This window comes from Sulfurisphaera sp., from assembly GCF_059755235.1.
The window spans coordinates 199721-215441 of the sequence record NZ_DBPRYF010000048.1 but is presented as its reverse complement, the minus strand read 5'-3'; the positions used below and the strand labels follow the sequence as shown (position 1 = coordinate 215441).

The 15721-nt window shown below is 33.0% G+C and carries 17 protein-coding genes; 9 read left to right on the top strand and 8 right to left on the bottom strand.

Annotation, left to right across the window (positions count from 1 at the left end; translation table 11 throughout):
- Positions 1-6: 6 nt before the first annotated feature.
- Genes AC3OCB_RS10000 through AC3OCB_RS09980 form a run of 5 tightly spaced genes read left to right on the top strand, consistent with a single transcriptional unit; the run spans position 7 to position 2712 of the window.
- Positions 7-369, top strand: a complete 363-nt coding sequence (locus tag AC3OCB_RS10000; protein WP_498342312.1) for an eS24 family ribosomal protein — start codon at positions 7-9, stop codon at positions 367-369.
- Positions 341-541, top strand: a complete 201-nt coding sequence (locus tag AC3OCB_RS09995) for a 30S ribosomal protein S27ae (RefSeq protein WP_498342311.1) — start codon at positions 341-343, stop codon at positions 539-541. The genes AC3OCB_RS10000 and AC3OCB_RS09995 overlap by 29 nt, the downstream gene beginning before the upstream one ends.
- Complete coding sequence (kae1, locus tag AC3OCB_RS09990) at positions 538-1533, top strand: KEOPS complex N(6)-L-threonylcarbamoyladenine synthase Kae1 (protein ID WP_498342310.1); 996 nt, start codon at positions 538-540, stop codon at positions 1531-1533. The genes AC3OCB_RS09995 and kae1 overlap by 4 nt, the downstream gene beginning before the upstream one ends.
- Positions 1524-2180 (top strand): Kae1-associated kinase Bud32, encoded by a 657-nt coding sequence (locus tag AC3OCB_RS09985; RefSeq protein WP_498342309.1) that lies wholly within the window; start codon positions 1524-1526, stop codon positions 2178-2180. Before kae1 ends, AC3OCB_RS09985 begins: the two co-directional genes overlap by 10 nt.
- Complete coding sequence (locus AC3OCB_RS09980) at positions 2143-2712, top strand: XTP/dITP diphosphatase (protein WP_498342308.1); 570 nt, start codon at positions 2143-2145, stop codon at positions 2710-2712. The genes AC3OCB_RS09985 and AC3OCB_RS09980 overlap by 38 nt, the downstream gene beginning before the upstream one ends.
- On the opposite strand, the gene AC3OCB_RS09975 is transcribed toward AC3OCB_RS09980, so the two are convergent.
- Positions 2696-3673, bottom strand: coding sequence for an aldo/keto reductase (locus tag AC3OCB_RS09975; protein ID WP_498342307.1), 978 nt, complete (start codon positions 3671-3673; stop codon positions 2696-2698). The genes AC3OCB_RS09980 and AC3OCB_RS09975 overlap by 17 nt on opposite strands.
- Positions 3674-3730: 57 nt before the next feature.
- On the opposite strand from AC3OCB_RS09975, the gene ubp reads away from it, so the two are divergent.
- Positions 3731-4057: a UBP family nucleoid-associated protein gene (ubp, locus tag AC3OCB_RS09970; protein WP_498342305.1), complete on the top strand. Its 327-nt coding sequence runs from the start codon at positions 3731-3733 to the stop codon at positions 4055-4057.
- Here the strand turns inward: ubp and AC3OCB_RS09965 are convergent.
- The 5 genes from AC3OCB_RS09965 to AC3OCB_RS09945 form a co-directional block, all read right to left on the bottom strand.
- Entirely contained in the window at positions 4040-5005 is a 966-nt protein-coding gene (locus tag AC3OCB_RS09965) for a V0D/AC39 family V-type ATPase subunit (RefSeq protein WP_498342304.1), read from the bottom strand. The two genes, ubp and AC3OCB_RS09965, sit on opposite strands and share 18 nt — an antisense overlap.
- A complete protein-coding gene (locus tag AC3OCB_RS09960; RefSeq protein ID WP_498342303.1) occupies positions 5006-5335 on the bottom strand; it encodes a hypothetical protein in 330 nt (109 codons plus the stop codon).
- Between the two features lie 14 nt (positions 5336-5349).
- Positions 5350-6123: a tRNA (adenine-N1)-methyltransferase gene (locus AC3OCB_RS09955; protein ID WP_498342302.1), complete on the bottom strand. Its 774-nt coding sequence runs from the start codon at positions 6121-6123 to the stop codon at positions 5350-5352.
- 77 nt (positions 6124-6200) lie between these two features.
- Positions 6201-6350 (bottom strand): ribbon-helix-helix domain-containing protein, encoded by a 150-nt coding sequence (locus AC3OCB_RS09950; RefSeq protein WP_498342300.1) that lies wholly within the window; start codon positions 6348-6350, stop codon positions 6201-6203.
- Between the two features lie 43 nt (positions 6351-6393).
- Positions 6394-7134, bottom strand: coding sequence for a TrmB family transcriptional regulator (locus AC3OCB_RS09945; protein WP_498342299.1), 741 nt, complete (start codon positions 7132-7134; stop codon positions 6394-6396).
- A gap of 47 nt (positions 7135-7181) precedes the next feature.
- Between AC3OCB_RS09945 and AC3OCB_RS09940 the strand changes: the two genes are divergently transcribed.
- Positions 7182-7511, top strand: coding sequence for a 30S ribosomal protein S25e (locus tag AC3OCB_RS09940; protein WP_498342298.1), 330 nt, complete (start codon positions 7182-7184; stop codon positions 7509-7511).
- Here the strand turns inward: AC3OCB_RS09940 and AC3OCB_RS09935 are convergent, their stop codons facing one another.
- Positions 7512-8396: a carbon-nitrogen hydrolase family protein gene (locus AC3OCB_RS09935; RefSeq protein ID WP_498342296.1), complete on the bottom strand. Its 885-nt coding sequence runs from the start codon at positions 8394-8396 to the stop codon at positions 7512-7514. It abuts the gene before it with no gap.
- Positions 8397-8400: 4 nt separating this feature from the next.
- Entirely contained in the window at positions 8401-12090 is a 3690-nt protein-coding gene (gene rgy / locus AC3OCB_RS09930; RefSeq protein WP_498342386.1) for a reverse gyrase, read from the bottom strand.
- A 107-nt stretch (positions 12091-12197) separates the two neighbouring features.
- Here rgy and AC3OCB_RS09925 point away from each other — a divergent pair, with 107 nt between their 5' ends.
- On the top strand, positions 12198-14447 hold the full coding sequence (locus tag AC3OCB_RS09925; RefSeq protein WP_498342295.1) for a CDC48 family AAA ATPase: 2250 nt from the start codon (positions 12198-12200) through the stop codon (positions 14445-14447).
- Positions 14444-15685, top strand: coding sequence for a 2,3-bisphosphoglycerate-independent phosphoglycerate mutase (locus tag AC3OCB_RS09920; protein WP_498342294.1), 1242 nt, complete (start codon positions 14444-14446; stop codon positions 15683-15685). Before AC3OCB_RS09925 ends, AC3OCB_RS09920 begins: the two co-directional genes overlap by 4 nt.
- Positions 15686-15721 lie beyond the last annotated feature (36 nt).

Here is a 15721-nt window from a genome sequence, read left to right as displayed (position 1 = left end):
ACTACGATGAGTGAAGCTCAACAAATTAAGATAAAGGTTTCTGAAAAAGCTGAAGGAATAGTAGAAAAAGATACAAAAAATAATGTAATAGGGAGAAGAGAATTGTATATAAAAGTTTTCCATATAGGAAGTGGTACAGTATCTAGGAAAGATTTGATAAAGGCAATAGCATCTACTTTTGGTGTTTCTGAAGACCTTGTTGTAATAAAGAAAGTACACACACTTTATGGGGCTGGAATAAGTTATGTTAGAGCTAATATTTATAATGATAAAAAAGTATTGCAAGAGTTAGAACCCCAATATTTAATAGGAAGAGATACTGGACAAAAAGTAAAGAAAGGTGGTAAAGGTGCCCAAAAACAAGGATGAAAGTGTGAAAGCTATAGTTAGAACGTATTATGAAATAGAAGGAGATAAGATTAAATTAAAGAATAAGAAATGCCCAAGATGTGGGAGTATAATGGCCCATCATATGAAACCTATTGAGCGTTGGGCATGCGGAAAGTGTGGTTATACGGAATTCATAGGTAAGAGGAGATGATTGTTTTAGGGATAGAATCCACTGCGCATACTTTTGGAGTAGGGATAGTTACTGATTCCCCTAATATTCGTATTTTATCAAATGAAAGAGATACTTTTGTTCCTAAACAAGGCGGAATGAAACCGAGTGATTTAGGTAGACATCATTCAGAGGTAGCTCCAGATATTACAAAAAAAGCGCTAGATAAAGCTCATATCAACATAGAAGATGTAGATGCAATAGCTGTATCTTTAGGACCAGGAATAGGTCCTGCACTCAGAGTTGGAGCTACAGTAGCCAGAGCCTTAGCATTAAAGTTTGATAAAAAATTAGTTCCAGTAAATCATGGCATTGGTCATATAGAAATAGGTAGATTAACAACGAACTCCTACGACCCTCTAATACTTTATTTATCTGGAGGAAATACTATAATTACAACTTTTGTAGATGGAAAATATAGAGTTTTCGGAGAAACTTTAGATATAGCTTTAGGGAATATGTTAGATACATTTGTTAGGGAAGTTGGTTTAGCTCCACCTTATGTAGTGAATGGCGTTCATCAAATTGATATTTGTGCAGATAAAGGAGGAAAGTTCATAGATTTACCTTATGTAGTTAAAGGTCAAGATATGTCTTATAGTGGATTGTTAACAGCAGCATTAAGAGCTACTAAAAAATATAAGTTAGAAGACGTGTGCTATAGTTTGAGAGAAGTTTCATTTGATATGCTTTTAGAGGCTACAGAGAGGGCCTTGGCATTAACTGGAAAGAAGGAAATTCTAGTTGTTGGTGGGGTTGCAGCCAGCGTAAGTTTAAAGACAAAATTATTCGATTTGGCCAAAGATTGGAACATAGAAATAAAAATAGTTCCTTCTGAGTATTCTGGTGATAATGGAGCTATGATAGCATACACAGGCTTACTTGAGGCTAAACATGATGTTTTCATTCCAGTTGAAAAGTCATTTATTAGACCTAGATGGAGAATTGATCAAGTTGACGTAGTATGGAGATAACCAGAGAGTTAAAGAGAGGAGCAGAGTCAATAATATATGAAGGATATTTTGCAGGATTACATGCCATATTTAAAAGAAGAATATCGAAGTCTTACCGAAACAAAGAATTAGATTATAAAATAAATAGTGATAGGACAAGATTAGAAGCAAGATTAATCTATTCAGCTCTAAAGAACGATATAAACGCACCTGCTATATTAATGGTAGATCCGTATGAATACCTAATTGTTATGGAGTATATTGAGGGAAAACCAGTTAAGGATATTATAGGTAAGCAAGATATTAGCCTAAAAAGAATAGGAGAAATGATAGGAGAAATAGCGGGAAAACTTCATAAAGCTGGTATTTCTCATGGCGATTTTACTACTAATAATCTTATTCTTTCTGAGTTAGAGGGTAACGTATTTATAATAGATTTTGGGTTGGCTAAAAGGAGTGACGACATCGAAGATTTTGCTACAGACATCCATGTTTTCTTGAGAAGTCTTGAAAGTGTTCATTATGGTTTTAAAGATGATATATTTAAAGGATTTGAAAGTGGATATTCTAAGTTCATGAATTTTGATAAAGTTATGAAAAAAGTTAAAGAAATAAGAATGAGGGGAAGATATGTTGAAGAACGTAGAAATAGACGTGGTAACATCTAATGAACATAAATTTGTTGAATTGAAGTCAATAGCTGAAAAATTTGGTATTAAGTTAAAATGGATAAAATTACCTAAGTTTGAGATTCAGTCAGATTCGTTAGAGGAAATTGTAAGAGTATCAACGATTTACGCATATAATATGATAAAAACACCTCTAATAATGGAAGATAGTGGTTTGTTTATAGAAGCGTTAAATAACTTCCCTGGTCCATATACAAATTATGTAAGAAGAACTTTAGGACTAGAAGGGATACTTAAGCTGATGGAAGGCGTAGAAAATAGGAGAGCCTACTTTATGACGTCTCTTTGTTATGTTGATGAGAAGACAGTCAAAGTGTTTAATGGAAAAGTACAAGGAAGAATTTCACATTTAATAAGAGGAGAAAAAGGATTTGGGTTTGATCCGATATTTATTCCAGAAGGAGAAGAAAAGACCTTTGCTGAAATGGAAACCGAAGAGAAAAACAAGTATTCTCATAGGGCAGCAGCATTTACTGAGTTTGTAAAGTTCTTTCTTACTTATATCTCTTAGTTTCTTCTATGCTTTCATCATTTAACTCCTTAAATGTTTTTATTGAATAATTGTATAAGTATGTGTACTCTTCTTCTGTCAAATCTGGTAAGTTTTCTACCTCTAAGTATTCGTTAAGTTCTTTCTTGCTAGAAATATTAGGTAGTACAGAAGTCACTTTTTTATTGTAAAGTATAAATTTCAAGGCTAATTGAGATAGTTTCATATTACGTTGCTTAGCAAAATCAAGTAAAGGTTTAGATAATTCAGCTGCCTTCTTTATCCAGTCAACATTTTTTAAATTTCTGTGTAACTTTGGATCGCTAAATATGGGCCATTTATCTTCAATTAGAGCATCTGATGCATGTGGTACTCTAACGAAATGTGCAATATCAAAATTTAAGAAATCTATACCAGGTCGTAGTTCTATTAGATTATAGATGTACTCTAGGCTTTCGTAACCCATTTTTATCGCTTCTATTCCCTCTTCTCCCCATCCCAATGTAGGGCCTAATGCCACGCCAATTAATTTTACTTTTCCATCTTTTTTCAAGCTCTGTAAATAGTCTAATATTTCTTTATTTTTAATATCTTTCATTTTAGGATTATGTATCATGAGTATATCAACATAATCTGTGTTAAGTCTTTCCAGGCTCTTTTTGAATGCAAAATCAAGGTAATTCATTGTAAAATTATGAGTGGTCTTACCGTTCACTTTATGATAGAAATCATACCCTATTTTTGTTAATATAACAATTTTATCTCTTTTGGTACCCAGAGATTTAGCTAGTATTGTTTCTCCTAATCCTTCTCCATAAATGTCTCCAGTGTCAAAGAAGTTTATTCCTTTTTCATATGCTTCTTTAATAATTTCCTCTCCTTTATTCACTTTTGCCCCCCACCAATCGGTTACTAAGCTCCATACCCCTATTCCTATTTCAGAGACTTCAAGGTTAGTATGATTTACCTTTCTTAGTATCATGTAATACCTCTCCTAATGTTAAAATCCTTTTTCATATTATAAAAACCAATTTATATAATGCTAATAAAAGTGCCAGAAAAAATATTTGACGAAGTACTTAGAAAACTGAAGACACAAGTTTATGAATATAACTCTAAAATAAAAGATTCAGGTATATATCTTAAACCGTATCACATTGTATATAAGAATGGAAAACAGTACATTTATATAGGTAAATATTGGTATAGACTAGAAAAGAAAGGAAGCAAGCTAAAGTGGATTTATTTAGGTAAGAACAAACCTACAGATGTATTATTAGATCCGCCAACAATACCAGATTATACGATAATAAAAGACGCGGATGGCTATATAGTTGACGAAAAAGTGTTAAATAAGCTCAAATGAGGTCATTTTTTTAATCTTTTCAGTTATTCCCAGTTTTATTCCATTAATTATCATTGTTAAATCTTCATAATCTAATCTCATTAGTTCCGCTATAGCTAAAGTTGTTACTGGTGTAAACGGACTTCCCATAAATGCTTCTAGTGACGATTTACGCGAATTTACTCTTGCTAAGTGATATAAGCTTGAAAGCGCTTCATATGCATTATTTAAATCTAATTTTTTAGCATAGATTGTTCTTGCTATTATATCTATTATCTCTTTATCATTTCTAGCTGCTGAAATGTCTTTCAGTATACTTTCATCTACTTTGCAAGTAATGCTTTCTACTGTATGAAGTTTATAAGCAAGCATTATAGAATAATAATCTTTATATGTACAAATTATATCCTCAGCTTTTGATTTCCAGTCTCCTCTAAATTCACTTACTATTTTTGTTAGTTTATTTATAAAATAAAATTCGGCAAGAGAATTTATCTCAGAAGGAGTCTTTTTGTTAGATTTATTTAAGGCAAATTTTAGGCCTTCTGAAATTATGCCTTTTGAAAAGTTTACTAAATCGTCAATACTTTGTGGATTTGCTTCCGCTAAATCTTTAATTAACAAGAAATTGTTTGTTAGTTTGCTTCCTGTTATTGTTGAAGCTACCAATGTTTCTAATTCATTCAGACTAAATAAGTAAATATAAAGATCTAATATATCTGCATTTACTTTAGTATTGCTTACATATCCTCTTATCTTAGTTAAGAAATTTACTGCTCTCTGTTTTAGAAGTTTTTCAACATCCTCTATTGTATCTGGTACTTCATTTATGTACCCTCTATCCTTAAGTAAATTTACTGCGTCTCTCCAATCTGTCATTGTTAATAATTCATTTACTACTCCTCTGGTCAGAATAAAGGATTTATATAACCGTGCAATAGCTGTAGAATACGCTAAAGTACTACTCATTTATTTGAAAACCTCCTCTATTTTCTCCAGTACTAGTTGAGATGCTTTCTCAAGGTTTTTCTGTCCCATTTGGTTTATCTTTGAAAGTTGTTTTTCCCTCTCCTCAGCATATTTTTTAGATAATTCGTTTATTTTATCATTTGTATTTTTGTCAATATCTTGAGATATTTGAGCTAATACTTCATCCGCTACACTTCTAAGTTGGCTTACTAATGACTCTGTTAAGATAACAAGCTTTTTACCATCATCAGAAAGGTTTTTCTCCATATTTTTTAGTTCTTGTTCATATCTAACTATAAGGCTGGCATATGTGGCTAACTTTGAAGACATCTTACTATAATATCTTAGCTAATGCTTTTTAATGATTTCCTTCCTCTAATTATGTAACCGGTGTGAACTACTCCTATGTTTTTGGGTCTTATAGCATTTTCTTTAATTTGATATTCTCTCATGATCAGTTCTTCCGCATGAATGTCTATAAAATTATTATTCTTTAATGCTACAGTAGCTTTTTCAATCTGATTCGTTGTTGGCACGAATATGATTATTGTACCAGATGGCTTTAGTGCATCATATGCTGATTTTGTAGCATTCCAAGGGTCTGGCATATCAAGAAAAATCGCATCTACATTAGTCTCATCAAAGCCAGTTCTTATATCCTTTAACTTAAATATCACTCTATTTGTAAGGTTCAAATATTCTATGTTTTTCTTTGCTATCTCTTGCATATCTTCTCTTATGTCATATGTTATTACTCTACCTTTTTCCCCTAAGTAATATGCTAGTGAGATTGTTAAAAAGCCAGAACCAGTACCTGCTTCTAAGACCGTATCTCCAGGTTTTATGCCAGAGGAATAGATCATATATGCTATGTCTTTAGGATACAATACTTGTGAAGGCCTTTTTAGCCCGTTATAAATATCTATTAGAGAAGGTTGTAGTAAATATCCCTTATCCCCTGTTGATAAAGATACTTCTGAACCATATTCTAGTCCTATAATTTTGTCTAACTCTAGTGCCCCTTTATCTGTTCCGAATTTTTTACCTGGTTTAACTTTTACTAAATATGTTCTTTTTGGGTCAATCCATAACGTTACAACATCGTCTTCTTTTATCATTAGATTAGAAAAAGGATTAAAGGATTTAAAAATCAGTTCTGGTGTCTTATTTCATTGATCAAAAACACCAGCTCTCATCATTTTTCTTCTATCCATAGCTCTTTCCTAATAAACTCATTTAGTGCAGCCCGAATTACTTCACTTCTTGATGTATATCTTCCAGTATTTATTAATTCATCCATTGCTTCTAAGAACTGCTCTGGTAACTTAACTGTTATTATTCTCATTATAGGTCAATTGATGGAATTGTTTTGTATAATCTTATAAGGATTACCCCATACTTTTGTCTGCTTTATCCCATAAATATTCAAAGTAGACTTTCCCTATTTCTACGAAGTATATATGGTTTGAATACATGCCTAGCAATATATTTCCTTGGGTTTTTATAATCAAAAATATAGAATTAGATGTTATAATACCGCTACCAAACATAGAGTCCAAATATCTAATTTTCAATGTTTTACTATTAATTTTCAAGTTTTTAGTTGCTATTACTTTAACATCGGTTTTATAAGAATTCACTTCAAGTATTTTGATTGTATCTTCAGTTAATAGTTCGTCAAATGATAATGCAACATAATATTTACTAGAATTTTCCGATAATACTTGCTTCATTGTTTTTGTTATATTCTCTTGTTGAACTAACGCAATATTATAAAAAGAAGTCTGTGAGGTTAATAATACGGAAATTGGCAGTATTATATCTCTTTCTACTTTTTCGAGATTTTCTAATATACTTTTTTTAACATTTTCCCACACATCTCTAATAGGGTTTGCAACATAATATGAAGGCCTTTTCCCTACTCTCGTTATCCACCCTCTACCCTCTAGTTTAGTCAAGATTGGGTAAATCTTAGTATAAGAGATATTCATTACATCAGAAATTTCTTTAGCGGTCATTTTTCCATTTAATAATAATATGAAATAGAGCTTCAACTCATTTCTGCTTATTCCAAAAGCTCTAGCTATATTGCCTAGCTTAGCTAATATATCATCTATGCTTTGTGACATGTTAACATTTTTAATTTCAGATTCATACTAATAAAATGGTGCATTAAATGGGTGGTGCTAATAAGAAACCTATATCTAATGTAGAGAAGAGATTAAAGAAAATGAATGAAGAGCAACAGAAGAAACAACAGAAGAGATCTACTACAAAAACAGGTAAGGAATTAACTAGCAAAAATGTAGTTGTAGATAATGAGACACTTAAAAAAGTCCAAGAAGAGTTGAAGAAAGAAAGTATAGTTACTCCTTATGTGCTCTCTGGAAAACTAAATGTCACGATAAGTGTTGCAAAGAAAATACTTGAAGAATTAGAGAGACAAGGAGTAGTAAAAGTAGCTGCTAAAGATAGAAGAACTGCAGTATATATAGCTGCATCTTAATTATTCTTCTTCTTTTTGATCTTCTGTTTTCTTTCTTTCTTCTACTGTCTTTATCTTCTTAATATTTTTGCAAAAACCTTGAAGTATATTTTCTATGTTATTTATTCCTCCAATCCTTTCTTTTCCACTATCTTGGGTTAACACGGTTGATTCAACGTATACTACTGTATCGTCCTCTTCTGCTTGCTTATATATTAGCGAATTCACGCTAGTTACAAATGTTGGAGACGATCCTATAATTTCTCCGCTTTCATCTTCTATTGTTTCTCCTACTATAATATATGGTAATCCATTTTCTAGCGTTCTTGCTATGGTCATATATTTAATTATATCGTAGCCATTTCTTGGATAGGCTTTTACAGTTCCTATAATAGCGGCAGCATTACCAAGTGCTAATAGCCTATTTATCTCTGGCGAAAATATGTCGTCTTCTGATATTACCCCATATCTTTTATCTAGCGTCATATAGACTGGTTCTTTTCCAGATGAAATACCTAATCTTACATCTTTTACCGATGTAATAATCTTTCTGTATTTTCCTAAAATTTCACCTTGAGGTGATATTATTAATGTTGTAAGGAATATTTTAGGTCCTGCTTGTTCAAGAATTGGTCCGACTATTAGATGAACCTCTCCTTCCATTGATAAGTGAATCAATGTATCTGTTACGTTCCCGGGTATTTTTTCCGCTAAATTTCTTATTATGCTCTTTGATTTTTTATCATTCTCGTATACTTCAAAGATATTTCCCACAGGGAATAATGAAGGTAATATTACAACTTTAGCTCCTTTATCTTTGGCTGTCTTTATTAATTTCTTAGCTTTTTCTATATTATATTTTTTTGACATTTCCCTCAGTCTGAGATGTAATAAACCGATTAACATAATATCACCTAATTTCACTTATCTCTTTGTAAATCTCATTTAATACATTTATATAATTCTCATTTCCGGTTTCTATCTTATCCATCAAGCACAGTAAACCTCTGGTTCTTTCTTCAGATACAAACTTACTAAAGTTTTGATTTAAATACTTATTTACCTCTATGCCTAACGCCGTTGGAATGAGTTTTTTGCTTTTTTTACTCTCAAGGACATAACCTCTTTTAAGGATAGTATTTATTATCGTAGCGTACGTACTCGGTCTTCCAATTTGTTTCTTTTTCATCTCGCTGATTATATCAGCTTGAGTATAAAGATCTATAAAATCCTTTATCTGCGAACCTTCAATAATGAGACTTTTTACAAATGAACCTTGTAATTTAGCTTCGAATTCTTTTTTCCCTCTAATTTTATCTACTATACTACCTTTAATTACTCTAGTTGTAGGTAGATAAAGGAACTTAGAATAATCCGCTTGTTTCAAGGGAAAATCTATGGCAGTAATAAACTCTGAAGCACTTTGTAATAATAACAATTTAGTCTCTTCTTTTTCACAGTCTTCGTATCCTTCATATTCTATCCTTTCCTTTATAATGTTTAATGGTACTAGTTGGCTCGTAATAAATCTTCTAAAGATAAGATCATAAATTCTGAAATGATTATTAGTAAGCTTTTTTGCTAATTCTAATTCTCCTTCATCAATTAATAGTTTCAGTTGATCTTCATCTAATGGTCTAGTGGGTCGTATAGCCTCATGTGCTCCTTCTTCCCCCCAACTTCTAGGTTTGAAAACCTTACTATATTCATCACCCAAATTTTCCTTAAGATAATTCTCAGCTATTCCTATTCCAGTATTTGATATTCTTGTACTATCTGTTCTGTGATATGTGATTAAACCTAGTTCGAATAAATCTTGCGCAATTTTCATCGTATCTTGTGCTGATATTCCATAGAAGGTGTTTGAGTCATACAATAATGTGTCGGTAGTGTAGGGTGGTAAAGGATTTATTGTATCTTCTCTTTTTTCTGCACTCTTGATTTTAATACAAACTTTGGAGCTCTTTCTAATTGAAGCATCATGATTTTTAACTACATAAAAACTTAATTTTTGATTTTCCTCTAATTCAATAGTCGTGTAGTATACCCTTAGTTTATGATTGTTGTAACACTCATACCTAGTTACTATCCAGTTTAAGACCGGAGTCTGAACTCTTCCAGCACTCAAATTGTTAATATATTCTTTTCTAAATTTTACGCTTGGATTTCCACTTATATATTGCCTTACCTTTTCAGTTAATTTAAAACCTATCCATCTGTCTTCAATTCTTCTAACTATCTGAGACTCTACTAAATATACATTGAAAGACCTTGGGTTGTTTATAGCCTGTAAAATAGCTTTTCTTGTAACTTCATGAAATTCCGCTCTCTTAATATTAGGATTGAAAGGTCTTAGTGCTAAATATATGTCCCAGGCTATTTTTTCTCCTTCTGTATCTGGATCGGTTCCTACTAAGATTTCATCTACCTCTAAAGCCAGTTTTCTTAAGGCATCTATTGTCATAGTTTTATCTGTGATTATTTCTGTTGTACCACAGATTGGACATTTTCTGTTATCTTTATAATCGGTGAACTGATGTCCATTTTTACATCTTTTTATGGTATTATAATAAGGTGTGAAGTCATAATGATTATTCTTTCTTGATACATCTACACCATATATGCCTATATTTTGTGTAGTTAGATCATAGACGTGGCCTCCAGAAGCAGCAACAATTAGTATTTTGTCCTCTAGAACTGTTTCATATGCTCTAATATTTTCAATTTGACGTACGCTTGGTTTCGAAAAAAAGTTAGAAATAGTTTTTGCTTTATTGGGGGATTCTACTATAAGTAAAACAGTCTTAACTCTTTGTAGAGAAGGTTCTACTTCTCCTTCAGTTTTAATTTTGTATATCTTTTTCCTTTCATCGTTTATCTTGCTTACTATATCATGTAAACTTTCACCACCGATCCTATCATTCTCTATGTCTAATTCGTGCCATGTTATGTCATCAAGAACTAGTGAGAGTTTTTTGTTTAATATTCTAAATAAGTTATCATCATCGACAAGTAAAACTGATAAACCTGTTGTGAGTTCTCCTCCATATATTCTTGATGTTCTTCCACTTGCCTGTATATACGTAAGATAATCTGGTATAAGTATGTTTCCAGAAGAAATCACTAAATCTCCAAGTTCAGCCACCTTATTTAAAATCTCATTATCTTTAAGATATTTGTTAGCAACTTCATAAGCTTGTAGTAAGGTTTCATCTTCTAGTTTTCCTTCTCTAGCTTGAGAAGTTAACATAGCTATTGCTGCAGGACTTAGCTTTCTTAATTTTCCTCTTACCCTTCTAGCTAAATTAATTATCTCTCGATCTTTTGTTATTATACCTAAAATACTTAATATCCTTGATAAAGCTACAATGTTCATTATATCTCCTATTTTAAATTTGAACTTTGGAATCCCAACAAATATCGCGTATTTTACTCTCCAAGGGATATCAATCCCTCTTACTAATATACCATAATGAGTAGCGGAACCGATTAAAGCATAAAGATTGCCTTTAGCAAATTCATCAATTTTGTTTGCTTGCGATGAGGTAATCATAGCGACGTTTAAATCTGCCAGTTGTTGTTCTAACCACTTAGCATACTCTTGCCCTTTGTCTACGGGTACAAAAATAAGTCCTCCATCTCCTAACTTTTTAAGAAGAATTCTCAGTAATTTCAATACATCATTATCATTTTTAGGTAATCTTGTATACGTATCAATTATTTTTCTTATATATATCATAGAGCTTCCAGGTCGAAATCCCATCAAAGCAGATAGCACTGGATTCCCTTTCGTTAATGTGGCTGATGAAAATACAATGGTTTTTCCTTTTAACTTATTTCCTCTTATTTCTTGGATTTTAGTGTATGCACTTTCATCTTCTCTAGCTTTTCTTAGTATATCTTTTACCGCTATTATATCTTCCTTTGAAAACCCAGCTAAGTTAAGGATAGAATCTGCACTTTTGCTTGATTTTAATGCAGTATCTACATCATCCACGAATAAAAAGTCATATTTTACGCCTTTTATCTCATTTATTCTGTCTATTATAAATCTATTTGTAGAGATAAAAATATTAAAGTCTCCACTAATTAGTGACTTATAAAGCTCTTCTCTTTGTGACTCATTTAAACCTGAATGGTAATAAAGCAATTTTGTTTCAATTTCTACCTTTTTAGTAAATTCCGATATTCTATCTACTGCTTGCTTTACTAGACTCCTTGTAGGGAATATTAATATCGATTTCCCATTTTTTCGTGAGAAATAAATCGATGATATTATGCCAAAAGTTGTCTTTCCTAAACCCGGAGGAGCGATGATAGCAAAGCTTTCTTTTCGTAATACTCTTATAATCCAACTTTTTTGAGGGCCAAATGGTGGGAATCCTATAATATTACTAAAGAGAGACCTAAAAGACTCATACTCTTTTAATATATCCATTATGTCCTTAAGTTTATTTATTTTACCAAAGTTATACAACTCATCTACTAACTCTTTTATATCGTCAAATTGGTCATCTTTTTCTAAGCAGTTATTACACACAGAACCTTTATATAATCTCTCTGCTGAGATCGAACTACCACAATTAGGGCATGAATTCATGTAAATTGATGAGGGAGGAATTTTAAGTGAATTTTGGTTTTCCAAGTTCTCGTTCACTAATTTATGTAAAAGTTAGACTTATTTAAAAGATTGCATAGTTTAAAATAATGAGCCAAGAGATTACGTTAAGAGTAAGTGAAGCAAGGCAAAGAGATGTTGGTAAGAAGATTGCAAGATTGTCGGATTATGCAATGAAAAAACTTGGTATAGAGCCTGGAGATTATATTGAAATAATAGGACCTAAAGGTTCTGTACCAGCGCAAGCGATGCCCGCAGAGGGTATTTCTGATGACGAAATAAGAATTGATGGTAATATTAGGAAGTTTATTGGTGTTGGTGTTGGTGACGATGTCAACGTTAGAAAAGCCAATGTTAGACCTGCAGCAAAAGTCGTATTGGCACCAGTAGAGCAGACGATATCTTTCTATTCCTCCTTCCCTGAGTATGTAAAATATGAGTTGCTAATGAACAAACCGTTAACAAAAGGGGAAACTATACCGATACCAACTATCGGCGGTTCATTAGACTTAGTTGTAGTTGAGACACAACCCTCTGGTTACGTTTATGTAACAGATTCAACAAACATTGAAATAAGAGAAGAACCAGCAAAGGAAAGTGAATTAGGAGGATATCCAAAGATTACTTGGGAAGATATAGGAGATCTTGAAGATGCAAAACAAAAAATAAGAGAAATTGTTGAGTGGCCACTAAGACATCCAGAACTATTCCAGAAACTAGGAATTGAGCCACCGAAAGGAGTTCTATTATACGGCCCACCTGGTAACGGTAAAACACTACTTGCTAGAGCTTTAGCTAATGAAGTAGGAGCTAGCTTTTACACAATTAACGGCCCAGAGATAATGAGTAAATTTTATGGTGAAAGTGAGCAAAGGTTAAGAGAAATATTCCAAGAAGCTGAAAAGAATGCACCATCAATAATTTTCATTGACGAGATAGATTCTATTGCACCAAAGAGACAAGAGGTAACGGGAGAGGTAGAAAGAAGAGTAGTGGCACAGCTTCTTACACTAATGGACGGGATAAAAGGGAGAGGAAAGGTTATTGTAATTGGAGCAACAAATATACCTGATGCAGTAGACCCCGCACTAAGAAGACCCGGCAGGTTCGATAGAGAGATTGAAATAAAGCCACCAGATACTAAAGGTAGGAAAGAAATATTACAAGTTCACACTAGGAATATGCCATTAGATAATGATGTAGATTTAGATAAACTGGCAGAGATAACTTATGGTTATACCGGAGCTGATTTAGCAGCTCTAGCGAAGGAAGCAGCTCTAAATGCATTAAGAAGATTTATAGCCGAGAAGAAAATTAACCTAGAACAAGAGAAAATACCAGCGGATATATTAAAGGAACTTAAAGTAACTATGCAAGACTTCCTAGAAGCAATGAAAAGCATACAACCAACATTACTTAGAGAAGTTTATGTAGAAGTACCAAAAGTTCATTGGTCAGATATTGGCGGATTAGAAGGAGTAAAACAGCAATTAAGGGAAGCGGCAGAATGGCCTTTAAGATTCCCCGATGCGTTCAATAAAGCTGGCATAACTCCGCCAAAGGGTATTTTGTTGTTTGGCCCACCTGGTACTGGTAAAACTATGCTAGCTAAGGCTGTTGCTACTGAGAGTGGTGCAAACTTCATAGCTGTTAGAGGGCCAGAAATACTCTCTAAATGGGTTGGTGAGAGTGAAAAAGCAATTAGGGAAATATTTAGGAAGGCAAGACAAGCAGCACCAACAATAATATTCTTTGATGAGATTGATGCAATAGCACCAATGAGAGGGATATCATCAGATAGTGGAGTAACAGAAAGAATAGTTAACCAACTGCTGGCAGAAATGGATGGAATTGTTCCCTTGAATAGGGTTGTAGTTATTGCTGCTACTAACAGACCAGATATACTTGATCCTGCTTTGTTGAGACCAGGTAGATTTGATAGGCTTATCTATGTTCCTCCACCAGATAAGAGTGCTAGAAAAGATATTCTAAGAGTGCACACAAGGAATGTATCATTGGCTGAGGATGTATCATTAGATGAGTTAGCAGAAAAAACAGAAGGCTACACTGGAGCAGACATAGAAGCTCTAGTTAGAGAAGCTGCTATAAATGCTATGAGGAGAGCTTATTCCGAGTGCGATAAAAATGCAAGAGATGAGTGTAAAGATGGTCAAGATTGTTATTTAAATAAAATGAGACAATGTATGAGCGAGAGTAAAATAGTTGTTACAAAAGATGATTTTAACAAAGCTTTAGATCTTGTAAGACCCAGTGTAACACAAGCTGATATTCAGAGATATGAAAGAATGGCAAAAGAATTAAAGAGGTCAGTTATATGAAGCAATATAAGATATTATTTTTTATAGGAGACGGACTTGGAGACAGGCCAGTAAAGAAGCTCAACGGAAAGACCCCATTAGAGTATGTTGAAAAGCCCAATATTAAAGAACTTCTAAAAAATTCAATTGTTGGTCTAATGGATCCTATTTCTCCTGGAGTTATTCCCGGAAGCGACACTTCCCATTTATCTATGTTTGGTTTAGATCCTCATAAATACTATAGAGGAAGAGGTGCATTTGAAGCTATAGGTGCAGGTGCCAGATTAAAAGGCAGTGATGTAGCTTTTAGAGGTAATTTTGCCACGGTGAATAATGATTTAGTGGTTATTGATAGAAGAGCTGGAAGAAAAATTGAGGAAGCTGATGAATTAGTTAAGGAACTTAACGATAAAATAGGAGAGATAGACGGTATCAAAGTAAGATTTTATCATGGTACTGAACATAGAGTTGCTGTCGTTTTGAGCGGCAAAGGATTAAGCGATAAAGTAAGCGATACAGACCCTCATGAAGTTAATAAAAAAGTCTTGGAAAGTAAACCTTTAGATTCTTCACCGGAAAGTCAATTCACAGCAAATGTGGTTAACAAATTAACTAGAAGAATATACGAGATACTAAATAGCTCAGAGATAAATAAAAAAAGGATAAATAAGGGAGAATTACCAGCAAATATAATTTTAGTTAGAGGTGCGGCAGAATTTGTTGAACTTCCTCAATTCGAATCATATACTAAACTAAACGCGGCAGCTGTTTCAGCTACTGCATTAATTAAAGGCATTTGTGAGCAAATAGGAATGAAAGTTGTTACACCTCCAGGTGCTACTGGTGGTTTAGATACAAATTATTTAGGAAAAGCCGATGCTGCTGTAGATTTACTTAAAGAATATGACTTTGTATTTCTTCATCTTAAAGCTACTGACGCAGCATCTCATGATGGTAATGTTGATGGTAAAGTCTATGCAATTCAAAAAATGGATGAAATTATCGGCAGAATACTTAATAAATTTGGAAGTGAATTAATTATCGGAATTACTGGTGATCATGCTACTCCAGTAGAAGTAAAAGAACATAGAGGTGATCCTGTACCTTTCCTACTTTATGTTCCTTACAGTGTTATAGTAGATAATGTCGCTGATTTTAATGAGAGAGAAGCTAGAAAAGGCTCTCTTAGAATAAGAGGCTTGGATGTACTTAATATATTGCTAAACTACTCTAATAGAGCAGAAAAATATGGAGCATGAAGAGGCTCGAAAGGGCTGACTAGTGATGACCCCGCG